Annotated in this window: 15 protein-coding genes; 8 read left to right on the plus strand and 7 right to left on the minus strand. The window is 63.6% G+C overall.

The window, feature by feature from the left end; all coding sequences use genetic code 11:
• The 4 genes from Q0672_RS21760 to tig form a co-directional block, all read right to left on the minus strand.
• Nucleotides 1-1,402 (minus strand): LON peptidase substrate-binding domain-containing protein (locus tag Q0672_RS21760; protein WP_298625868.1); only part of this gene is annotated, 1,402 nt, incomplete at its 3' end.
• An 87-nt stretch (nucleotides 1,403-1,489) separates the two neighbouring features.
• Nucleotides 1,490-2,761 (minus strand): ATP-dependent Clp protease ATP-binding subunit ClpX, encoded by a 1,272-nt coding sequence (gene clpX / locus Q0672_RS21765; RefSeq protein ID WP_298625871.1) that lies wholly within the window; start codon nucleotides 2,759-2,761, stop codon nucleotides 1,490-1,492.
• Between the two features lie 37 nt (nucleotides 2,762-2,798).
• Entirely contained in the window at nucleotides 2,799-3,443 is a 645-nt protein-coding gene (clpP, locus tag Q0672_RS21770; protein WP_153161041.1) for an ATP-dependent Clp endopeptidase proteolytic subunit ClpP, read from the minus strand.
• 21 nt (nucleotides 3,444-3,464) lie between these two features.
• The gene (gene tig / locus Q0672_RS21775; protein WP_153161040.1) at nucleotides 3,465-4,769 is read right to left on the minus strand and encodes a trigger factor; all 1,305 of its coding nucleotides are present in this window, start codon (nucleotides 4,767-4,769) and stop codon (nucleotides 3,465-3,467) included.
• A 400-nt stretch (nucleotides 4,770-5,169) separates the two neighbouring features.
• On the opposite strand from tig, the gene Q0672_RS21780 reads away from it, so the two are divergent.
• From Q0672_RS21780 to pgi, 8 genes are all read left to right on the plus strand, one after another.
• The gene (locus Q0672_RS21780; RefSeq protein WP_298625875.1) at nucleotides 5,170-7,092 is read left to right on the plus strand and encodes a PrkA family serine protein kinase; all 1,923 of its coding nucleotides are present in this window, start codon (nucleotides 5,170-5,172) and stop codon (nucleotides 7,090-7,092) included.
• A gap of 57 nt (nucleotides 7,093-7,149) precedes the next feature.
• A complete protein-coding gene (locus Q0672_RS21785) occupies nucleotides 7,150-8,418 on the plus strand; it encodes a YeaH/YhbH family protein (protein WP_298625878.1) in 1,269 nt (422 codons plus the stop codon).
• Complete coding sequence (locus Q0672_RS21790) at nucleotides 8,415-9,953, plus strand: SpoVR family protein (protein WP_298625880.1); 1,539 nt, start codon at nucleotides 8,415-8,417, stop codon at nucleotides 9,951-9,953. The genes Q0672_RS21785 and Q0672_RS21790 overlap by 4 nt, the downstream gene beginning before the upstream one ends.
• A gap of 64 nt (nucleotides 9,954-10,017) precedes the next feature.
• Nucleotides 10,018-11,019: a DnaJ C-terminal domain-containing protein gene (locus tag Q0672_RS21795; RefSeq protein ID WP_298625883.1), complete on the plus strand. Its 1,002-nt coding sequence runs from the start codon at nucleotides 10,018-10,020 to the stop codon at nucleotides 11,017-11,019.
• A gap of 75 nt (nucleotides 11,020-11,094) precedes the next feature.
• A complete protein-coding gene (locus Q0672_RS21800; protein ID WP_298625886.1) occupies nucleotides 11,095-12,357 on the plus strand; it encodes a U32 family peptidase in 1,263 nt (420 codons plus the stop codon).
• Between the two features lie 103 nt (nucleotides 12,358-12,460).
• A complete protein-coding gene (gene rpmE / locus Q0672_RS21805) occupies nucleotides 12,461-12,679 on the plus strand; it encodes a 50S ribosomal protein L31 (protein ID WP_153161035.1) in 219 nt (72 codons plus the stop codon).
• A gap of 93 nt (nucleotides 12,680-12,772) precedes the next feature.
• Nucleotides 12,773-14,401 carry a hypothetical protein gene (locus Q0672_RS21810; protein ID WP_298625889.1) on the plus strand — a complete coding sequence of 543 codons (1,629 nt, stop codon included), beginning with the start codon at nucleotides 12,773-12,775 and terminating at the stop codon, nucleotides 14,399-14,401.
• Nucleotides 14,394-16,025, plus strand: a complete 1,632-nt coding sequence (pgi, locus tag Q0672_RS21815) for a glucose-6-phosphate isomerase (protein ID WP_298625892.1) — start codon at nucleotides 14,394-14,396, stop codon at nucleotides 16,023-16,025. The genes Q0672_RS21810 and pgi overlap by 8 nt, the downstream gene beginning before the upstream one ends.
• A 76-nt stretch (nucleotides 16,026-16,101) precedes the next feature.
• On the opposite strand, the gene ftsB is transcribed toward pgi, so the two are convergent.
• The 3 genes from ftsB to kdsA form a co-directional block, all read right to left on the minus strand.
• Nucleotides 16,102-16,377, minus strand: coding sequence for a cell division protein FtsB (ftsB, locus tag Q0672_RS21820; protein WP_153161032.1), 276 nt, complete (start codon nucleotides 16,375-16,377; stop codon nucleotides 16,102-16,104).
• 53 nt (nucleotides 16,378-16,430) lie between these two features.
• Nucleotides 16,431-17,720, minus strand: a complete 1,290-nt coding sequence (gene eno / locus Q0672_RS21825) for a phosphopyruvate hydratase (protein ID WP_153161031.1) — start codon at nucleotides 17,718-17,720, stop codon at nucleotides 16,431-16,433.
• Nucleotides 17,721-17,802: 82 nt separating this feature from the next.
• Nucleotides 17,803-18,642 (minus strand): 3-deoxy-8-phosphooctulonate synthase, encoded by an 840-nt coding sequence (gene kdsA, locus Q0672_RS21830; protein ID WP_153161030.1) that lies wholly within the window; start codon nucleotides 18,640-18,642, stop codon nucleotides 17,803-17,805.
• Nucleotides 18,643-18,645 lie beyond the last annotated feature (3 nt).

The raw sequence follows: 18,645 nt of genomic DNA on the forward strand, positions 1-18,645 counted from the left end.
CATCCGACAGGTCGTATTCCACTTCGATGTAGTGGTCGACGAAGGTCGAGTTCTGTTCGGGGTCGAGCACCTCCAGCAGCGCCGACGACGGATCGCCGCGGAAGTCCTGGCCCATCTTGTCCACTTCATCCAGCAGGAACAGCGGGTTGCGCACGGCAACCTTGGACATGTTCTGCAGGATCTTGCCCGGCATCGAACCGATGTAGGTGCGACGGTGGCCGCGGATCTCGGCTTCGTCCCGCACGCCGCCGAGGCTCATGCGCACGAACTTGCGGTTGGTGGCGCGGGCCACCGACTGGCCGAGGGAGGTCTTGCCGACGCCCGGGGGGCCGACGAGGCACAGGATCGGTGCCTTGAGCTTGTCGACGCGCTGCTGCACGGCAAGGTATTCAAGGATGCGTTCCTTGACCTTCTCGAGGCCGTAGTGCTCGGTGTCGAGCACCTTTTCGGCTTCGGCCAGATCCTTGCTGATGCGGGATTTCTTCTTCCAGGGCAGGCCGACCAGGGTCTCGATGTAATTGCGGACCACGGTGGCTTCGGCCGACATGGGCGACATCAGGCGCAGCTTCTTCAGCTCGGCCTGGGCCTTGGCCATGGCTTCCTTGGTCATGCCGGCGGCCTTGATCTTCTTGTCCATCTCCTCGAGATCGGCGCCGTCCTCGCCTTCGCCGAGCTCCTTCTGGATGGCCTTGACCTGTTCGTTCAGGTAGTACTCGCGCTGGCTCTTCTCCATCTGGCGCTTGACGCGGCCACGGATGCGCTTTTCAACCTGAAGGATGTCGAGTTCGGTTTCGAGCTGGTTGAGCAGGCGCTCGAGGCGCTCGCCCGGGTCGAACATCTCGAGGATTTCCTGCTTCTGTTCGAGCTTGAGCGGCAGGTGGGCGGCGATGGTGTCTGCCAGCCGGCCCGGCTCCTCGATGCCCGACAGGGAGCTGAGGATCTCCGGCGGGATCTTCTTGTTGAGCTTAACGTACTGGTCGAACTGGCTGATGATCGCCCGGCGCATGGCCTCGACCTCGTTGTCCGGCGTCTCGGCGGCGGGCATCGGCTGGGCCTTGGCGACGAACAGGGTGCGCAGGTCTTCGACCGACACCACGCGGGCGCGCTGCACGCCTTCAACCAGCACCTTCACGGTGCCGTCGGGCAGCTTGAGCATCTGCAGGATGTTGGCGATGCAGCCCAGATCGTAGAGATCGTCAGCCGAGGGTTCGTCCTTGGCGGCAGACTTCTGGGCGACCAGCAGGATGCTCTTGCCGGCCTCCATGGCGTTCTCGAGCGCCTTGATGGACTTGGGGCGACCCACGAACAGCGGGATCACCATGTGCGGGAAGACGACGACGTCGCGCAGCGGCAGCAGCGGCAGTTCGACTTGGTCTTCGGAGAGGTCAAGCGTGCTCGACATGATTATTCCTTTAAAGGCACTAAGGCCCCATATGGGGCCTCAGCGACATCAATTCAAGCAGTCGGATGAAACTTCTTCTGCCTGATTTCAGTTGGAGCCGGAGACCTTGGGTTGATCGGCGTAGATCAGGATCGGCTGGGCGCCGCCATCGATCATGCCTTCGTCGACCACGACTTTGGACACGTTTTCCATGGACGGCAAGTCGTACATGGTGTCGAGCAGCGTCGCTTCAAGGATCGAACGCAGACCGCGGGCACCGGTCTTGCGCTTGAGCGCCTTGCGGGCAATGGCCTGAAGCGCCGCCGGCCGCACCTCGAGTTCGACGCCTTCCATCGAAAACAGTTTCTGATATTGCTTGATCAGGGCGTTTTTCGGTTCGATGAGGATCTGGATGAGCGCGTCCTCGTCGAGTTCCTGCAGCGTGGCGACCACCGGCAGACGACCGATGAGTTCGGGGATGAGGCCGAACTTGATCAGATCTTCGGGTTCGACATTGCGCAGGGATTCGGAGACGTTCTTGCTCTCGCGGCTCTTCACCTCGGCACCGAAACCGATGCCGACCTGCTCGGTACGGTTGCGGATCACCTTGTCGAGACCGTCGAAGGCGCCGCCACAGACAAACAGGATGTTCGTGGTATCCACCTGCACGAAATCCTGGTTCGGGTGCTTGCGGCCACCTTGCGGCGGCACCGACGCGATGGTGCCTTCGATGAGCTTGAGCAGCGCCTGCTGCACGCCCTCGCCGGACACGTCACGGGTGATCGACGGGTTGTCGGACTTGCGGGAGATCTTGTCGATCTCGTCGATGTAGACGATGCCCTGCTGGGCCTTGTCCACTTCGTAGTCGCACTTCTGGAGCAGCTTCTGGATGATGTTCTCGACATCCTCGCCCACGTAGCCAGCCTCGGTGAGGGTGGTGGCATCGGCCATCACGAAGGGCACGTTGAGCAGGCGGGCCAGGGTCTGGGCAAGAAGAGTCTTGCCCGAACCGGTCGGGCCGACCAGCAGGATGTTGCTCTTCGAGAGTTCGACTTCGTCGTGGGTCTTGGAGAGGTGGCGCAGCCGCTTGTAGTGGTTGTACACCGCCACGGAGAGGATGCGCTTGGCCGCGCTCTGACCGATCACGTACTGGTCGAGGATCTCGGAGATCTCGCGCGGGGACGGGAGTTCACCCTTGATGCCCTTGGCGCTTCCGGTGTCCGCAGTAATTTCGTCGCGAATGATGTCGTTGCACAGCTCGATGCACTCGTCGCAGATGAACACGGACGGACCCGCGATCAGCTTGCGGACCTCGTGTTGGCTCTTGCCGCAGAACGAGCAATACAGGAGCTTTTCGCCGCTCGTTTTCTTGTCCGCCATTACTGCCTTCCTCTCTGTACTGGATGCTTGAAACCGATCAAGCCACGTCGGCGCGGCTGGTGAGAACCTTGTCGACGATGCCGTAACGCACGGCCTCTTCCGCCGACATGAAGTTGTCGCGATCCGTGTCCTTTTCGATGGCTTCGACAGGCTGGCCGGTGTGCTTGGCGAGCATGTCGTTGAGCTTGGCGCGCAGGGACAGGATCTCGCGGGCGTGGATCTCGATGTCCGAGGCCTGGCCCTGGAAACCACCCAGCGGCTGATGAATCATGATGCGTGAGTTCGGCAGCGAGAATCGCTTGTCCTTGGCTCCGGATGCAAGCAGGAAGGCGCCCATGCTGGCCGCCTGCCCGATGCACAGGGTGCTCACGTCCGGCTTGATGAACTGCATGGTGTCGTAGATCGCCATGCCGGCCGTGACCGAGCCACCCGGAGAGTTGATGTAGAAGAAGATGTCCTTGTCCGGGTTTTCGGATTCAAGGAACAGCAACTGGGCCACGATCAGGTTGGCGGTCACGTCATTGACGGGCCCGACCAGAAACACCACCCGCTCCTTGAGCAGGCGCGAGTAGATGTCGTACGAACGCTCGCCGCGACCGCTCTGCTCGACCACCATCGGGATCAGGCCGAGACCGACCGGATCCCAGTCACTACGAGAAAACGGGGGTGTCAATGGATTCATTTCCTGTCGCTTTCCGCGGAATTAAGCCGCATTGCCCATAAGTTCGTCAAAAGAGATGGCCTTGTCGGTCGTCTTGGCGTTGCTCACGACCCACTCCACCACATTGTCCTCGATCACCAGCGCTTCGGCCTGGGCCAGACGCTGGGGCTGGGAGTAGTACCAGCCGACCACTTCGCTCGGATCTTCGTAGCTGGCTGCGAAGTCTTCAATGGTGGCACGGATCTGTTCCGGCTTGGCAAACAGCTCCTTGCTCTTCACGAGCTCGGACATGATCAGGCCGAGCTTGACGCGGCGGGCCGCCTGCTCGCCGAACCAGCTGGCGTCGATCGGGAGGTCCTTGGTCTGCATGCCGCGGGCTTCGAAGTCACGCTTGGCATTTTCGGCAAGCGTCTGGGATTCCTGAGCGACGAGGGCCTTCGGCACTTCGATCGGGTGGGTCTCGATCAGCACGTTCATGACGCGCTCCTTGATCTTGGCCTGGATGCGACGCTTCACTTCGCGCTCCAGGTTGGCCTTCACCTCTTCGCGCATCTTGGTCACGTCGCCGTCGGCGATGCCCAGGGACTTGGCGAACTCGGCGTCGACTTCCGGCAGCTGCGGCGCTTCAACCTTCTTCACGGCCACGTCGAACTGGACGGTCTGGCCGGCCAGGTTAGCGGCGTGGTAGTCAGCCGGGAAGGTCATGTCGAAAGTCTTGGACTCGCCGGCAGCGAGGCCCAGGGTGGCGGTTTCGAAATCCTTGAGCATCTGGCCGCCGCCGATCACGAAGGCGAAATCGGTCGCCTTGCCACCTTCAAACTCGACACCATCCTTGCGGCCGGTGAAATCGACCACCACACGGTCGCCGTCCTGGGCGGCACGCTCGGCCTGCACGAAAGTGGTGCGCTGCTTGCGCAGGACGTCGAGGGTCTTGTCCACTTCGGCGTCGGTCACTTCGAGTTGCGGGCGCTCGACTTCCTGGCCGCTCACGTCGGCGATCACCACATCCGGGTAGACCTCGAAGACGGCGGTGAATTCCAGGGCTTCGGAGCCAGTGGCTTCCTTCGGCTCGATGTTCGGGTAGCCGGCAACGCGCACGTTCAGGGCGCGGATCTGTTCGCCAAGGACGCGCTCGACAGCGGCGCCGATGGCTTCGGAACGGGCTTGCGGGCCGTAGGTCTGCGCGACCATCCGGAACGGGACCTTCCCCGGACGGAATCCCGGCATCTTGACGGTGCGAGCCATCTTCTTCAGACGGGCATCCACGTCCTTGTCGATTTCAGCCAGCGGCACGGACATATCGATACGGCGCTCGAGTGCGCTCACCACGGTTTCCTGGTTGCTCATGAAAATTCCCTGATCGTTCTTGACAATAACGCCTCACGACACAGGCAGAGAACACAGAGCAAGACTCGTGCCTTCTCAAACCCGACTGCCATGAAGTCGTCGGAAAAACCTTTAGTCTAACACAGCACATGAAATGGCTTGCAGCACAGCCTGCAATGCCGCGCCGATGCGTCGTCTCGGCGCTACAGCCGTGACAAACTCCCGCTCGATCAACGGAACTCCAATTGATCTTCAGCTATCACACAAACTGTAATGACCCGAACTCCGAAGCCTTGATGGGATGCCCACAAGCTGACGAGGTGCTCAGCTCAACGTTCTGCGTAATGTGTCGTTATCCAGGCTGTTGGACGACGACGAAACCGGCACCCGCGCCTGGTGCCCTGCCCCCGGGAGACATCAGATGAGTATCTTCACCAGCTTTCAGACCCGTTACGAAACAACACGGGAAGAGGAAATGTCGGTCCAGGAATACCTGGAACTGTGCAAGTCCGACAAGATGGCTTACGCCAGCTCCGCCGAGCGGATGCTCCAGGCGATCTGCGAGCCGGAGCTTGTCGATACCCGTCTCGACCCCCGCCTCTCGCGCATCTTTTCCAACAAGATGATCAAGATCTATCCGGCCTTCCGGGATTTCTACGGAATGGAGGAATCGATCGAGAACATCGTGTCGTATTTCCGACACGCAGCCCAGGGTCTGGAGGAAAAGAAACAGATCCTGTACCTCTTGGGGCCGGTGGGCGGCGGCAAGAGTTCTCTTGCCGAGAAACTCAAGAGCCTAGTCGAAAAGATCCCCTTCTACGCCATCAAGGGCTCGCCGGTGCATGAATCGCCCCTCGGGCTGTTCAGCATGGAGGAGGATGGCGCGATCCTCGAAGACGACTACGGCATCCCCCGGCGCTACCTCAACACCATCATGAGCCCGTGGGCGGTCAAGCGCCTGCACGAGTTCAATGGCGACATCACCCGGTTCAAGGTGGTCAAGCTGCGCCCGTCGGTGCTGCGCCAGGTTGCCGTGGCCAAGACCGAACCCGGTGACGAGAACAACCAGGACATCTCGTCGCTGGTGGGGAAGATCGACATCCGCAAGCTGGAGCAGTATTCCCAGGACGACCCGGATGCCTACTCCTACTCCGGCGGCCTGTGCCTCGCCAACCGGGGTCTGCTGGAGTTCGTCGAGATGTTCAAGGCGCCGATCAAGGTGCTGCACCCGCTCCTCACCGCCACCCAGGAAGGCAACTACAAGGGCACCGAAGGCTTCGGTGCGATCCCCTTCGACGGCATCGTGATGGCGCACTCGAACGAATCCGAGTGGTCGGCCTTCAAGAACAACCGCAACAACGAGGCCTTCCTCGACCGCATCTACACCGTCAAGGTGCCGTACTGCCTGCGGGTGTCGGACGAGGTGCGCATCTACGAGAAGCTGCTCACCAACAGTTCGCTGTCCCACGCCCCCTGCGCGCCCGACACCCTCAAGATGATGGCGCAGTTTGCGGTACTGTCGCGGGTCAAGGAACCCGAGAACTCCAGCTTGTTCTCCAAGATGCGGGTGTACGACGGCGAGAACCTGAAGGACACCGATCCGAAGGCCAAGAGCTACCAGGAATACCGCGACTACGCCGGCGTGGACGAAGGCATGAACGGCCTCTCCACCCGCTTCGCCTTCAAGGTGCTGTCCAAGGTGTTCAACTTTGATCACCGGGAAGTGGCCGCCAACCCGGTGCACCTCATGTACGTGCTCGAGCAGCAGATCGCCCAGGAGCAGTACCCGCCCGAGAACGAAGCCAAGTACCTGGCCTTCATCAAGGAATTCCTCGCCCCGCGCTACGCCGAGTTCATCGGCAAGGAGATCCAGACCGCCTACCTCGAGAGCTACAGCGAGTACGGCCAGAACATCTTCGACCGCTACGTGACCTACGCCGACTTCTGGATCCAGGACCAGGAATACCGCGACCAGAACACCGGCGAAATCCTCGACCGCAACGCGCTCAACGACGAGCTCGAGAAGATCGAGAAGCCGGCCGGCATCAGCAACCCCAAGGACTTCCGCAACGAGGTGGTGAACTTCGTGCTCCGCGCCCGCGCCAAGAACAACGGCAAGAACCCGAGCTGGACCAGCTACGAGAAGCTCCGCGCGGTGATCGAGAAGAAGATGTTCTCCAACACCGAAGACCTGCTGCCCGTCATCAGCTTCAACGCCAAGGCCAGCGGCGACGAGCAGAAGAAGCACCAGAACTTCGTCAATCGCATGATCGAAAAGGGCTACACCGAGAAGCAGGTCCGCTTGCTCTGCGAGTGGTATCTGCGCGTCCGCAAGTCGTCCTGACCGCACGACCGCCGGCCCCGTCGGGCTGGCGGCACGTCAACAGTTCGCGAGGCCCGAATGGTCCGAATCATCGATCGCCGGTTCGACAGCAAGAACAAGAGTGCTGTGAACCGGCAGAGGTTCATGCGCCGTTTCAAACACCAGATCCGCGAGGCGGTGGCCGATGCCATCTCCGGCCGCTCCATCAAGGATCTGGACAACGGCGAGAGCGTCTCCATCCCCGCAAAGGATCTCTCCGAGCCCCAGTTTCATCACGGGCGCGGTGGGGTGTGGGAGACCATCTTCACCGGCAACGACCAGTTCTCCACCGGCGACCAGATCAACCGGCCGCAGGGCGGCGGCGGTGGCGGCACCGGCAAGGGCAAGGCCAGCAACGAGGGCGAAGGCGAGGACGATTTCGTCTTCAACCTCTCCCGCGAGGAGTTCCTCGACGTCTTCTTCGACGATCTGGCACTACCCAATCTGGTCAAGACCCAGCTCGCCCGCATCCACGAATACAAGAGCCAGCGCGCCGGTTTCACCAACGACGGCACGCCAGCCAACATCAACGTGGTGCGCTCCCTGCGCGGCGCCCTCGGCCGCCGGCTGGCACTGTCGTCGCCCTACCGCGGCAGCCTGCGTGAGTTGCAAAAGCAACTTGAAGAGTTGCTTTTGACACACCCGGAAGACGACCCCGAAGTCGTCAAGCTGAAGGACGAGATCGGCATCCTCCGTGCCAAGATCGAGGCGATCCCCTTCATCGACACCTTTGATCTGCGCTACAACAACCGCACCAAGGTGCCCAAACCAACCACCCAGGCGGTGATGTTCTGCATCATGGACGTGTCGGGCTCGATGGACGAAGAGAAGAAAGCCACGGCCAAGCGCTTCTTCATGCTGCTGTATCTCTTCCTCACCCGCACCTACGAGCACATCGAGGTGGTCTTCATCCGCCACCACACCGTGGCCAAGGAAGTGAACGAGGAAGACTTCTTCCACTCCCGCGAATCCGGCGGCACCGTGGTATCGAGCGCCCTCGAGCTCATGAAGGACATCCTCCACGAGCGCTACGCCAACGGCGCCTGGAACATCTACGGCGCGCAGGCCTCCGATGGCGACAACTGGGAGAACGATTCGCCCCACTGCCGCGAGGTGCTCGCCAGTTCGATCCTGCCCTTCCTCCAGTATTTCGCCTACATCGAGATCACCCCCGGCGAGCCGCAGAACCTGTGGCGCGAGTACGAAAAGCTGGTCGGCGCGCAGCCCAACTTCGCGATGCAGCATATCGAAGGCCTGCCCGACATCTACCCGGTGTTCCGCGAACTCTTCAAGAAGAAACTGGCATGAGCACAGCGACCAGAACCAAGCGCAGGAAACCCCTGCCCGCCCCCGGCGAATGGACCTTCGAGCTCATCGAGACCTACCACGCCGAGATCGACCGCGTGGCACGCAGCTTCGGGCTCGACACCTACCCCATCCAGATCGAGGTCATCACCTCCGAACAGATGATGGACGCCTACTCGTCCGTCGGCATGCCCGTCAATTACCACCACTGGTCGTTCGGCAAGAGCTTCCTGCAGACCGAAAAGGGCTATCGCCGCGGGCAGATGGGCCTCGCCTACGAGATCGTCATCAACTCCAACCCCTGCATCGCCTATCTCATGGAAGAGAACACCATGACGATGCAGGCCCTGGTGATCGCCCACGCCGCCTACGGCCACAACAGTTTTTTCAAGGGCAACTACCTGTTCCGCCAGTGGACCAACGCCGACGCCATCGTCGACTACCTCCTCTTCGCCAAGAACTACCTCACCGAATGCGAAGAGCGCTACGGCGAAGAGGAAGTCGAACTCCTCCTCGACTCCTGCCACGCGCTAATGAACGTCGGCGTGGATCGCTACAAGCGCCCCGCCAAGCTCTCGCTGGATAAAGAGCTCACCCGCCAGCGGGAACGCGCCGAATACCTGCAAAGTCAGGTCAATGACCTGTGGCGCACCCTGCCCGCCCAGCAGCAGCGCGCCGCCACCGTCGAGGCCCGGCGCTTCCCGCCCGAGCCCCAGGAGAACCTCCTCTACTTCATCGAGAAGAACGCCCCGCTCCTCGAGCCCTGGCAGCGCGAAATCGTGCGGATCGTGCGCAAGATAGGCCAATACTTCTTCCCCCAGCGCCAGACCCAGGTGATGAACGAAGGCTGGGCCACCTACTGGCACTACACCCTGCTCAACACGATGTACGACGAGGGGCTGCTCACCGACAGCTTCATGATGGAGTTCCTGCACTCCCACACCAACGTCGTCTATCAACCCAGCTACAACGAGCCCTGGTATCGCGGCCTCAACCCCTACGCCCTGGGTTTTGCCATGTGGCAGGACATCCGCCGCATCTGCGAAGCCCCCACCGAAGAAGACCGCTACTGGTTCCCGGACATCGCGGGCAGCAACTGGCGCGAGACCTTCGACTTCGCCATGCGCAACTTCAAGGACGAGAGCTTCGTCGCCCAGTTCCTGTCGCCCAAGGTGATGCGCGATTTCCGCCTCTTCGCCATCCTCGACGACGACAAGGACAGCAAGCTCAAGATCTCCGCCATCCACGACGAATCCGGCTACCGGCGGGTGCGCGAGATCCTCTCCGACAACTACAACCTGGGCAGCCGCGAACCCAACCTGCAGGTCTGGAACGTCGACCTGCGCGGCGACCGCTCCCTCACCCTTCGGCACCAGATGTACCAGCGCCGCCCGCTCTCCGGCGACAACGACGAAGTCCTCAAGCACGTCGCCCGCCTGTGGGGCTTTGCCGTGAAGCTGGAAGTCGCCCAGGAAGACGGCACCGTGCACTGCATCAACGAATGCCGACAGGACAGGCGGAAGAGCGACCGGAACTGAGCCCACCCGCTCACCCCCCAACAATCGCCCCCCGCCCACCGGCGGGGCCGATTAAAATGGCGGGATGCCCGCCCGCAACGCCCACCAGATCCTAGGGGTTGATCCCGATGCCACCGTCGCCGAAATCAAGCGCGCCTACAAGCGCCTGGCGATGCGCTGGCACCCGGATCGCAACCCCGACCCCCAGGCCCAGGACCAGTTCCGCCTCGTCCGCCAGGCCTTCGAACGCCTAACCCAGAAGCCCGTCGACGCGTCGGACGACGAAGACACCACCCCGGAACCGCCGCGCAAATCTGCCAAGCCCAAAGGCGAGGATCGCCGTCAGGAGGTCTTTGTTGACCTCCTCGATGCCGCCCGGGGCGCCACCGTCACCGTCACCGTCGAAGGCCGCGAGCCCTGCAACGATTGCAACGGCAGCGGCCACCGCAGCTATGGCCGCACCAGCATGTGCAGCCACTGCCACGGCAGCGGCCGGGTGCGCAGCGGCGGCGGGCTCAAGTCCTGCTCCCACTGCCACGGCAAGGGCTTCACCACCGACACCCGCTGCCCGAGCTGCGAAGGCCGCGGCTGGAACCCGGCCGACCGGCAGTTGGCCGTCAGCGTTCCGCCCGCCATGCTCCCGGGCGAAGAACTCCGCATCAGTGGCCAGGGCGGCCCCGCGCCCGACGACGGCGAGCCGGGCGACCTCTACCTCACCCTGCGCACCCATCCGCACCCGCTGTTCCGCCTCGATGGCCACGACATCCACGTCACCGTGCCGGTGAGTGTTTTCCGCGTGCTGGCGGGCGGCAGCATCGACGTGCCCACCCTCGACGGCGTGCGCGAGGTGCTGCTCCCTGAAGCCGCCACCAGCCCCGAGCTCCGCGTGGCCGGCGCCGGTTTTCCTGGCCGCGGCCGCCGCAAGCCCGGCGACCTGCTCGTCCATCTCGACACCCAGCAGCTCCAGTTCCTCGGCAAGGAACAAAAAGCCATGCTCGAAATGGCCGAGCAGATGCTCCAGAACAACCTCAAGGCCCAAAGCCCAGTGCTAGCCCGCTGGAACGCGGTCGTCGACACCTACCGCTGATCCACCGCAAGGCCCACGACAAGACGGCAAGAATTGCCGCATCCGCCCCCAGGCCCCTCCCCGAACAGAGATTCCATGTCCCGCAAGAAACCCGAACTCCTCGCCCCCGCCGGCTCCCTGGCGATGCTCGACACCGCCTTCGCCTTCGGTGCCGACGCCATCTACGCCGGCCAGCCGCGTTACTCCCTGCGCGTGCGCAACAACGATTTCGGCGACCTGCCCGTCCTCGCCGACGGCATCCACCGCGCCCACAGCCAGGGCAAGCACTTCTACGTGGTCGCCAACATCTATCCCCACGGCGCCAAGATCAAGACCTTCATCAAGGACATCGCCCCGGTCATCGCCCTCAAGCCCGACGCGCTGATCATGTCCGATCCGGGCCTGATCCTGATGGTCCGCGAGAACTTCCCCGAGATGCCCATCCACCTGTCGGTGCAGTCCAACACGGTCAATGCCGCCGCAGTGCGCTTCTGGAAGATGGCCGGCATCTCGCGGGTGATCCTGTCGCGGGAGCTCTCCATCGACGAAATCGCCAGCATCCGCCAGGACTGCCCCGACACCGAACTCGAAGTCTTCATCCACGGCGCCCTGTGCATCGCCTATTCCGGCCGCTGCCTGCTCTCCGGCTACTTCAACCACCGCGACCCCAACCAGGGCACCTGCACCAACTCGTGCCGCTGGGATTTCAAGACCCACGAGGCCAAGACCTGCAGCAGCGGCGACGTCTATCTGCTCGAAGAACCGCAGAAGCGGGCCGGCGACTACATGCCCATCGAAGAGGACGAGCACGGCACCTACATCCTCAACTCCAAGGATCTGCGCGCAATCGAACACGTCCAGCGGCTCACCGAGATCGGCATCGACTCCTTCAAGATCGAAGGCCGCACCAAGAGCCCCTACTACGTCGCCCGCACCAGCCAGGCCTACCGCCAGGCCATCGACGACGCCTTCGCCGGCCGCGGCCTCGACCCGGCGCTGCTGGGCCAGCTCGAGGGCCTCGCCAACCGGGGCTACACCGACGGCTTCTACCAGCGCCACACACCCCACGAGATGCAGAACTACCTGCGCGGCCACTCCGAATCCAACCGCAGCCTGTACGTGGGCGACGTGGTGGGCTACGACGCCGAGCGTGGCCTCGCCGAAATCGCCTCGAAAAACGCGTTTTCGGTAGGTGATCGGCTCGAGCTGATCCACCCTTCCGGCAACGCCGAGATCCGCGTCGAACGCCTGATCGACGCCGCCGGCGAGCCTGTCGAGCGGGTGCCCGGCAGCGATCACCGAGTCTGGCTGCCGCTGCCTTCAGGCTGCGTCGGCGCCTTTGTCGCGCGATTTTTATAAATCTTGCCGGTTTTCTTGCCTAAGGCGCTGAAGTAGTTCAGAATGCTGTGTTTTCCGGGTGGCCAAATTCACCACCCACGTGTACTTCCCAAAGGACCAAGCGATGAAAGCCGATACCCACCCGAATTACAAAGAAGTGCAAGTGACTTGCTCCTGCGGCAACACTTTCACCACCCGCTCCACGATGGGCAAGCCCCAGTACCACGTGGAAGTGTGCTCTGCCTGCCACCCGTTCTACACCGGCAAGCAGAAGATCGTTGACACCGCGGGTCGCGTTGAGCGCTTCCGTCAGAAGTACGGTTCCGTGCAGCGCCTGGGCTAATATTCGCCCAACGCCGGCATCGTCCGAAAAAGGCAGCCGAGGCTGCCTTTTTTATTGCCGGTTGCACACCCACCGCCCTCAGATCGAGCACCCATGCCCCACGACGCCCCCCGCCTTTCCCTGCCGGCGCCGGTTACCGGCTGGCCTCTGGCCGTGCTCATCGCCGTCTATCTGCTGGTGGGCACCACCGGGCATCTACCGTGGCGGGGTGACGATCTCACCCACCTGGGCCCGATCCACGCCATCCTGACCCGTGGCAGCTGGCTGATGCCCGAGATCGCCGGCGAAGCCTTCCACGACTTCCCGCCGCTCTACTACTGGGCCGGCGCCATCCTGGCCAAGCTCCTCGGCGGCCTGCTGCCGATCCACGACGCAGCCCGCCTCGCCAGCAGCCTGTTCACCGCCGCCTTCCTTTACTGGACAGGCATCGCCGCCCGTCGCCTGTATGGCGAAACCGCCTTCGCGCCGGCGATCCTGCTGGCCCTCGGCGCCGTCGGCCTCGTCGTCCACGCCCACGAAACCCAGCCCATCCTCGCCCAGCTCGCCGGCATGGCCGTGTGTTACGCCGGCCTTGGTCAGCTGGCCGAACGTCCGATCCGCGGCGGGCTCCAGGCCGGTCTTGGCAGTGGGCTCGCCTTCCTTGCCGGCGGCCTGCCCGGCGTGGTGCTCACCGTGCCCGTGCTGCTGGTCGCACCCATGCTGTGCCCCAGCTGCCGCAACCGCACCGTCGTCACCGGCATCGCCCTTGGTCTGATGACAGCCTGCGCGATCGCCGGCGCATGGCTGGGCTCGGTCGCCGTGTCCAACCCCGACGCCCTCGCCGCCTGGTGGGCCAACGAACTCACCACCAACACGCCCCACGCCTACCATCTGGCCGATTTCGGCAAGCTGCTCCAGCTGGCCGGCTGGTTCGCCTGGCCCCTGTGGCCGATCGCCGGCTGGGCGGTGTGGCGCAACCGGCACACCCTGGCCACGCCACCGCTGGCGCTTCCGCTCATGGCCAGCCTGCTGGCGATCCTGCTGGTTGCCACCACCGGCAACCTGCGCCCGGCCAACATGCTGCCGGTGCTGCCGCCGCTGGCGCTGCTCGCTGCCCTGGGCGTCTCCAGCCTGCGCCGGGGCGCAGCGAACGCCTTCGACTGGTTCGGCATCATGGCTTTCGCCTTCTTCGCCCTGCTGGTGTGGGCGGGATGGAGCGCGCTGCACTTCGGTTGGCCGCCGGGCCTTGCCCGTTCGGTCGCCAAGATGGCCCCGGATTTCCCCCGCGACAGCCTGGTCGGCGGAACGCTGATCGGCGTGCTCATCAGCATTGCGCTGCTGGTCATGCCGCTGTTCGTGCGCCGAACGCCCGCCCGCGGCACCACCAACTGGGCGTTCGGCATCACGCTGCTGTGGTGCCTTGCCGTCATCCTGTGGCAGCCCTGGTTTGCCTACACCAAGAACTACCAGCCCGTTGCCGCCGAGCTGAAGGTTGCCCTGGCGGGCCAGCCCACCAGCTGCATCGCACGACGCGGCCTGGGTGACACCCAGCGGGCCGCCCTCGACTACTTCGCCGGCATCCGCACGGTGCCCAATGCCAGTGGCGGCGAGTGCAAGCTGCTGCTCACCTACGCCACCAGCAGCCAGGCTCAGAAGGTCCGTGGCGAAGGGAGTCTGATCTGGGAGCGGCGCCTCGGTTGCGGCCGCAAGGCCGAGACCTTCAAACTCTACAACCGTGACTGATCGCGCCCATTTCCGGCTCGACGCGAGCCGCGCAGCCCAGGCCCTGCAAGGCCACCGTGATGCCATTGGCGACACCACCATGCGCGATCTCTTCGCGGGTGATGCGACGCGCTTCGAGCGCTTCTCGTGTGCTGCCGACGGCCTTCTGCTCGATTACTCCAAGCAGCGCATCACGTCGTCGGCGATGGCCGAACTGCTCGCCCTCGCCGACGAGGCCGGACTGAAGGATGGCATCGCCGCGATGCTGTCCGGCGAGCCGGTCAATTTCACCGAAAATCGCGCCGCCCTGCACTGCGCTGCGCGCATGTTCGAACTCACGCCGGCCGCAGCCCGGGCTGAGATCGCCGCCACCCGCAAGCGCCTCGATACCTTCGTGGCGCAGGTGCACGCCGGCGAATTCGTGGGCGCTACCGGCCAGCCGATCCGCCACGTGGTGCATCTGGGCATCGGTGGTTCGGATCTTGGTCCGCGTCTCCTCGCCGAAGCCTTCTCCCCGTCGCAGCCGACGCGGCTTGAACTGTCGTTCGCCGCAAACGTGGACGACACCGAGATCCGCGCGATCCTCGACCGCGCCAACCCGGCCGAAACCCTGTTCATCGTCGCCTCGAAGAGCTTCTCCACCGCCGAGACGCTCTTCAATGCCCGCGCCGCGCGTGCCTGGCTGGCCGCCGCACTGGGCGCCGATGCAGACCACAGCCGGCATTTCGTGGCGATCAGCAACAACGTGGCCGCGGCCGTTGCCTTCGGCATCGCCGAAGACACCACCTTCCCGATGCCCGAATGGATCGGCGGACGTTTTTCGGTATGGTCGGCCATCGGCCTGCCGCTGATGCTGGCGTTCGGCACCGAGGTCTTCGACGACTTCCTCGCCGGCGGTCGCAGCATGGACACCCACTTCGCCAGCGCCCCGTTCGCCGCCAACCTGCCGGTGATCACCGCCCTCCTCGGCATCTGGAACGCCACCTTCCTCGGGCTCGACGGCCACGCGGTGCTGCCCTACAGCCACCGCCTGCGCAGCCTGCCGGCCTATCTTCAGCAGCTGGAGATGGAAAGCAACGGCAAGTCGGTGGATCACCAGGGGCAACCGGTGAGCTGGCAGACGGCGCCGATCATCTTCGGCGGCCCCGGCACCGTGGGCCAGCACGCTTACCACCAGCTGTTCTACCAGGGCACCCGAAAGGTGGCGTTCGACTTCGTGCTGCCCATCTGCGCAACGCCTTCGGCCACCGACCGCAGCCTGTTCGGCAACGCCCTGGCCCAGTCCGCCGCGCTGATGCTGGGTCGCACGCTGGACGAAGCCCGCGCCGAACTGCGCGCCCGTGGCATCGACGATGCCGAGGTGGAGCGTCTCGCACCCCATCTGGTGTGCGCCGGCAACCAGCCCAGCACCACGCTGCTGATGCCGTCGGTCACACCCTTCACCCTCGGGCAGATCCTGGCGCTCTACGAGCACAAGGTCTTCGTTCAGGGCTGGATCTGGGGCATCAACAGCTTTGATCAGTACGGCGTGGAGCTGGGCAAGAACATGGCCCGGGACATCGAGGCCAGCTCCGACCGCCAGCGCGACGGCTCCACCGTCGGCTTGCTCGCAGCCATCGAAGCGATGAGCCGCAAGGCGGGTTGATCCCGCGCCCGATCACCCGACACACGAACGAACGCATCCCTGCCCGACGGGCCGGGTGAACTTCACTTCAAACCACTTATTTTTGCTGGGGAGTCTGGACGAAGACTTCGTCCGGCTTGGTCAGACCGAGCTCGAAACGGGCTCGTTCCTCGACGGCTTCGTAGCCTGTCTTGAGATCACGCACCTCGGCATCGAGACCGGTGTTTCGCTGTTCCAGCTTGCGATTGCCCTCTTTCTGGGCCGCGAGCTGCTTTTCCACGTCCCAGACACGCAGCCAACCGCCCTTGCCGATCCATAGCGGATACTGCAAGGCAAGCACGAGCAAGGCGAGGATGAGGGTAGGCCAACGCATGGGAGCAGAACAGGAAAACGGGGCCGACCGGGCGGCCGGCCCCAGGCTACAACTTAGCGGTTACGCAGGTTGTAGAAAGCCGACAGGCCCGGGTAGAAGGCGGTATCGCCGAGATCTTCCTCGATGCGCAGCAGCTGGTTGTACTTGGAGATGCGATCGGAACGGGACAGGGAACCGGTCTTGATCTGCATGGCGTTCAGACCCACCGAGATGTCGGCGATGGTGGAGTCTTCGGTTTCACCGGAACGGTGGGAGATCACCGCAGTGTAACCGGCACGCTTGGCCATCTCGACGGCGGCGAAGGTTTCGGTCAGGGTGCCGATCTGGTTGATCTTGATGAGGATCGAGTTGGCGATGCCCTTGTCGATGCCTTCCTTCAGGATGCGGGTGTTGGTCACGAAGAGGTCGTCACCGACGATCTGAACCTTCTTGCCGAGGCGGTCGGTCAGGTGCTTCCAGCCAGCCCAGTCACCTTCGGCCATACCGTCTTCGATCGAGATGATCGGGAACTTGTCGGCCAGGGTGGCGAGGTAATCGGTGAAGCCTTCGGACGTCAGCGACAGGCCTTCGCCGACCAGCTCGTACTTGCCGTTCTTGTAGAACTCGGAGGCGGCGCAGTCGAGGGCCAGGACGATGTCGCGGCCCGGCTCGTAGCCGGCGTTGGCGGCGGCTTCGAGGATCATGTTGAGGGCTTCATCGGTGCCCGAGACGTTCGGGGCAAAACCGCCTTCGTCGCCGACGGTGGTGGGGTAGCCCTTCTTGTCGGTGAGCTTCTTGAGGTGATGGAAGATCTCGGCGCCGCAGCGCAGGGCTTCGCGGAAGCTCTTCACGCCGACCGGCATGATCATGCATTCCTGGATGTCCAGGGAGTTGTTGGCGTGGGCGCCACCGTTGATGACGTTCATCATCGGCACCGGCATGGCCATGCCGCCGGAACCACCGAAGTAACGATACAGCGGCAGGCCGGCTTCTTCAGCGGCAGCCTTGGCCACGGCCATGGACACGGCCAGCAGCGCGTTGGCGCCCAGGCGCGACTTGTTGTCGGTGCCGTCCAGGTCGATCAGGGTCTTGTCGATGAAGGCCTGCTCTTCCGCGTCGAGGCCGATCAGCGCTTCGGAGATTTCGGTATTGACGTTCTCGACCGCCTGCAGCACGCCCTTGCCCAGGTAGCGGGCGGCATCGCCGTCACGCAGCTCGATGGCTTCGCGGGAGCCGGTGGACGCGCCGGACGGCACGGCGGCACGGCCCATCACGCCGGATTCCAGCAGCACATCGGCTTCAACCGTGGGATTGCCGCGGGAATCGAGGACCTCGCGGGCAATGACATCAACAATGGCGCTCATGAACTTCCTTTCTTATCACTGAATTTACAGCGGCGACCTTCCGGCCGCCTCTAACTTCGAAACCGGAAAATCGCCTGCGGGCTCAGCCTTTCAGCTCTTCAAAACCCTCACCCTTGACCAGCGCGTCGATCGCCTTGAGGGTCGAGAGCAGAGCCTTGAGTTTGGGCAGCGGCCACGCGTTGGGGCCGTCGGAGAAGGCCTTGGCAGGATCGGGGTGGGTTTCCATGAACAGGCCGGCAATGCCGACGGCGACCGCCGCCCGCGCCAGCACCGGCACGAACTCGCGCTGGCCGCCGGAAACCGTGCCCTGCCCGCCCGGCAGCTGGACCGAGTGGGTGGCATCGAAGACCACCGGACAGCCGGTATCTCGCATGATCGCCAGGGAGCGCATGTCGGACACCAGGTTGTTGTAGCCGAAGGACGCACCGCGCTCGCACACCATGATGGTGTCGGCGCCGCCGTTGGCCTCGCGGGCCTTGTCGACGACGTTCTTCATGTCGCCCGGGGCGAGGAACTGGCCCTTCTTGATGTTCACCGGCTTGCCGGACGCCGCGACCGCGTGGATGAAGTCAGTCTGGCGGCACAGGAAGGCCGGGGTCTGCAGCACATCGACGACGGCCGCCACGTGGGGCACTTCGGCTTCGGTGTGCACGTCGGTGAGGACGGGCACACCGACCTTCTCACGGACTTCGGCGAGGATCTCGAGGCCCTTCTCCATGCCCATGCCACGAAACGACTTGCCGGAACTGCGGTTCGCCTTGTCGTAGCTGGACTTGTAGATGAACGGGATGCCCAGTTCGCCACAGATGTCCTTGAGCGCCGTGGCGGTCTCGAAGGCCATCTCGCGGGACTCGATGACGCAGGGACCGGCGATGAGGAAGAAGGGTTTGTCGATGCCGACGTCGAAGCCGCAGAGTTTCATGGG

Origin of the sequence: uncultured Zoogloea sp., from assembly GCF_937894855.1 — a bacterium.
Classification (GTDB): Bacteria; Pseudomonadota; Gammaproteobacteria; order Burkholderiales; family Rhodocyclaceae; genus Zoogloea; species Zoogloea oryzae.

Coding starts and splice junctions, on each gene's coding strand:
- ftsB (WP_153161032.1), bottom strand. CDS start 16,377: ATGCGTTGGCCTACCCTCATCCTCGCCTTGCTCGTGCTTGCCTTGCAG.
- clpX (WP_298625871.1), bottom strand. CDS start 2,761: ATGGCGGACAAGAAAACGAGCGGCGAAAAGCTCCTGTATTGCTCGTTC.
- clpP (WP_153161041.1), bottom strand. CDS start 3,443: ATGAATCCATTGACACCCCCGTTTTCTCGTAGTGACTGGGATCCGGTC.
- kdsA (WP_153161030.1), bottom strand. CDS start 18,642: ATGAAACTCTGCGGCTTCGACGTCGGCATCGACAAACCCTTCTTCCTC.
- Q0672_RS21780 (WP_298625875.1), top strand. CDS start 5,170: ATGAGTATCTTCACCAGCTTTCAGACCCGTTACGAAACAACACGGGAA.
- rpmE (WP_153161035.1), top strand. CDS start 12,461: ATGAAAGCCGATACCCACCCGAATTACAAAGAAGTGCAAGTGACTTGC.
- Q0672_RS21790 (WP_298625880.1), top strand. CDS start 8,415: ATGAGCACAGCGACCAGAACCAAGCGCAGGAAACCCCTGCCCGCCCCC.
- Q0672_RS21810 (WP_298625889.1), top strand. CDS start 12,773: ATGCCCCACGACGCCCCCCGCCTTTCCCTGCCGGCGCCGGTTACCGGC.
- Q0672_RS21800 (WP_298625886.1), top strand. CDS start 11,095: ATGTCCCGCAAGAAACCCGAACTCCTCGCCCCCGCCGGCTCCCTGGCG.
- Q0672_RS21785 (WP_298625878.1), top strand. CDS start 7,150: ATGGTCCGAATCATCGATCGCCGGTTCGACAGCAAGAACAAGAGTGCT.
- Q0672_RS21795 (WP_298625883.1), top strand. CDS start 10,018: ATGCCCGCCCGCAACGCCCACCAGATCCTAGGGGTTGATCCCGATGCC.
- tig (WP_153161040.1), bottom strand. CDS start 4,769: ATGAGCAACCAGGAAACCGTGGTGAGCGCACTCGAGCGCCGTATCGAT.
- eno (WP_153161031.1), bottom strand. CDS start 17,720: ATGAGCGCCATTGTTGATGTCATTGCCCGCGAGGTCCTCGATTCCCGC.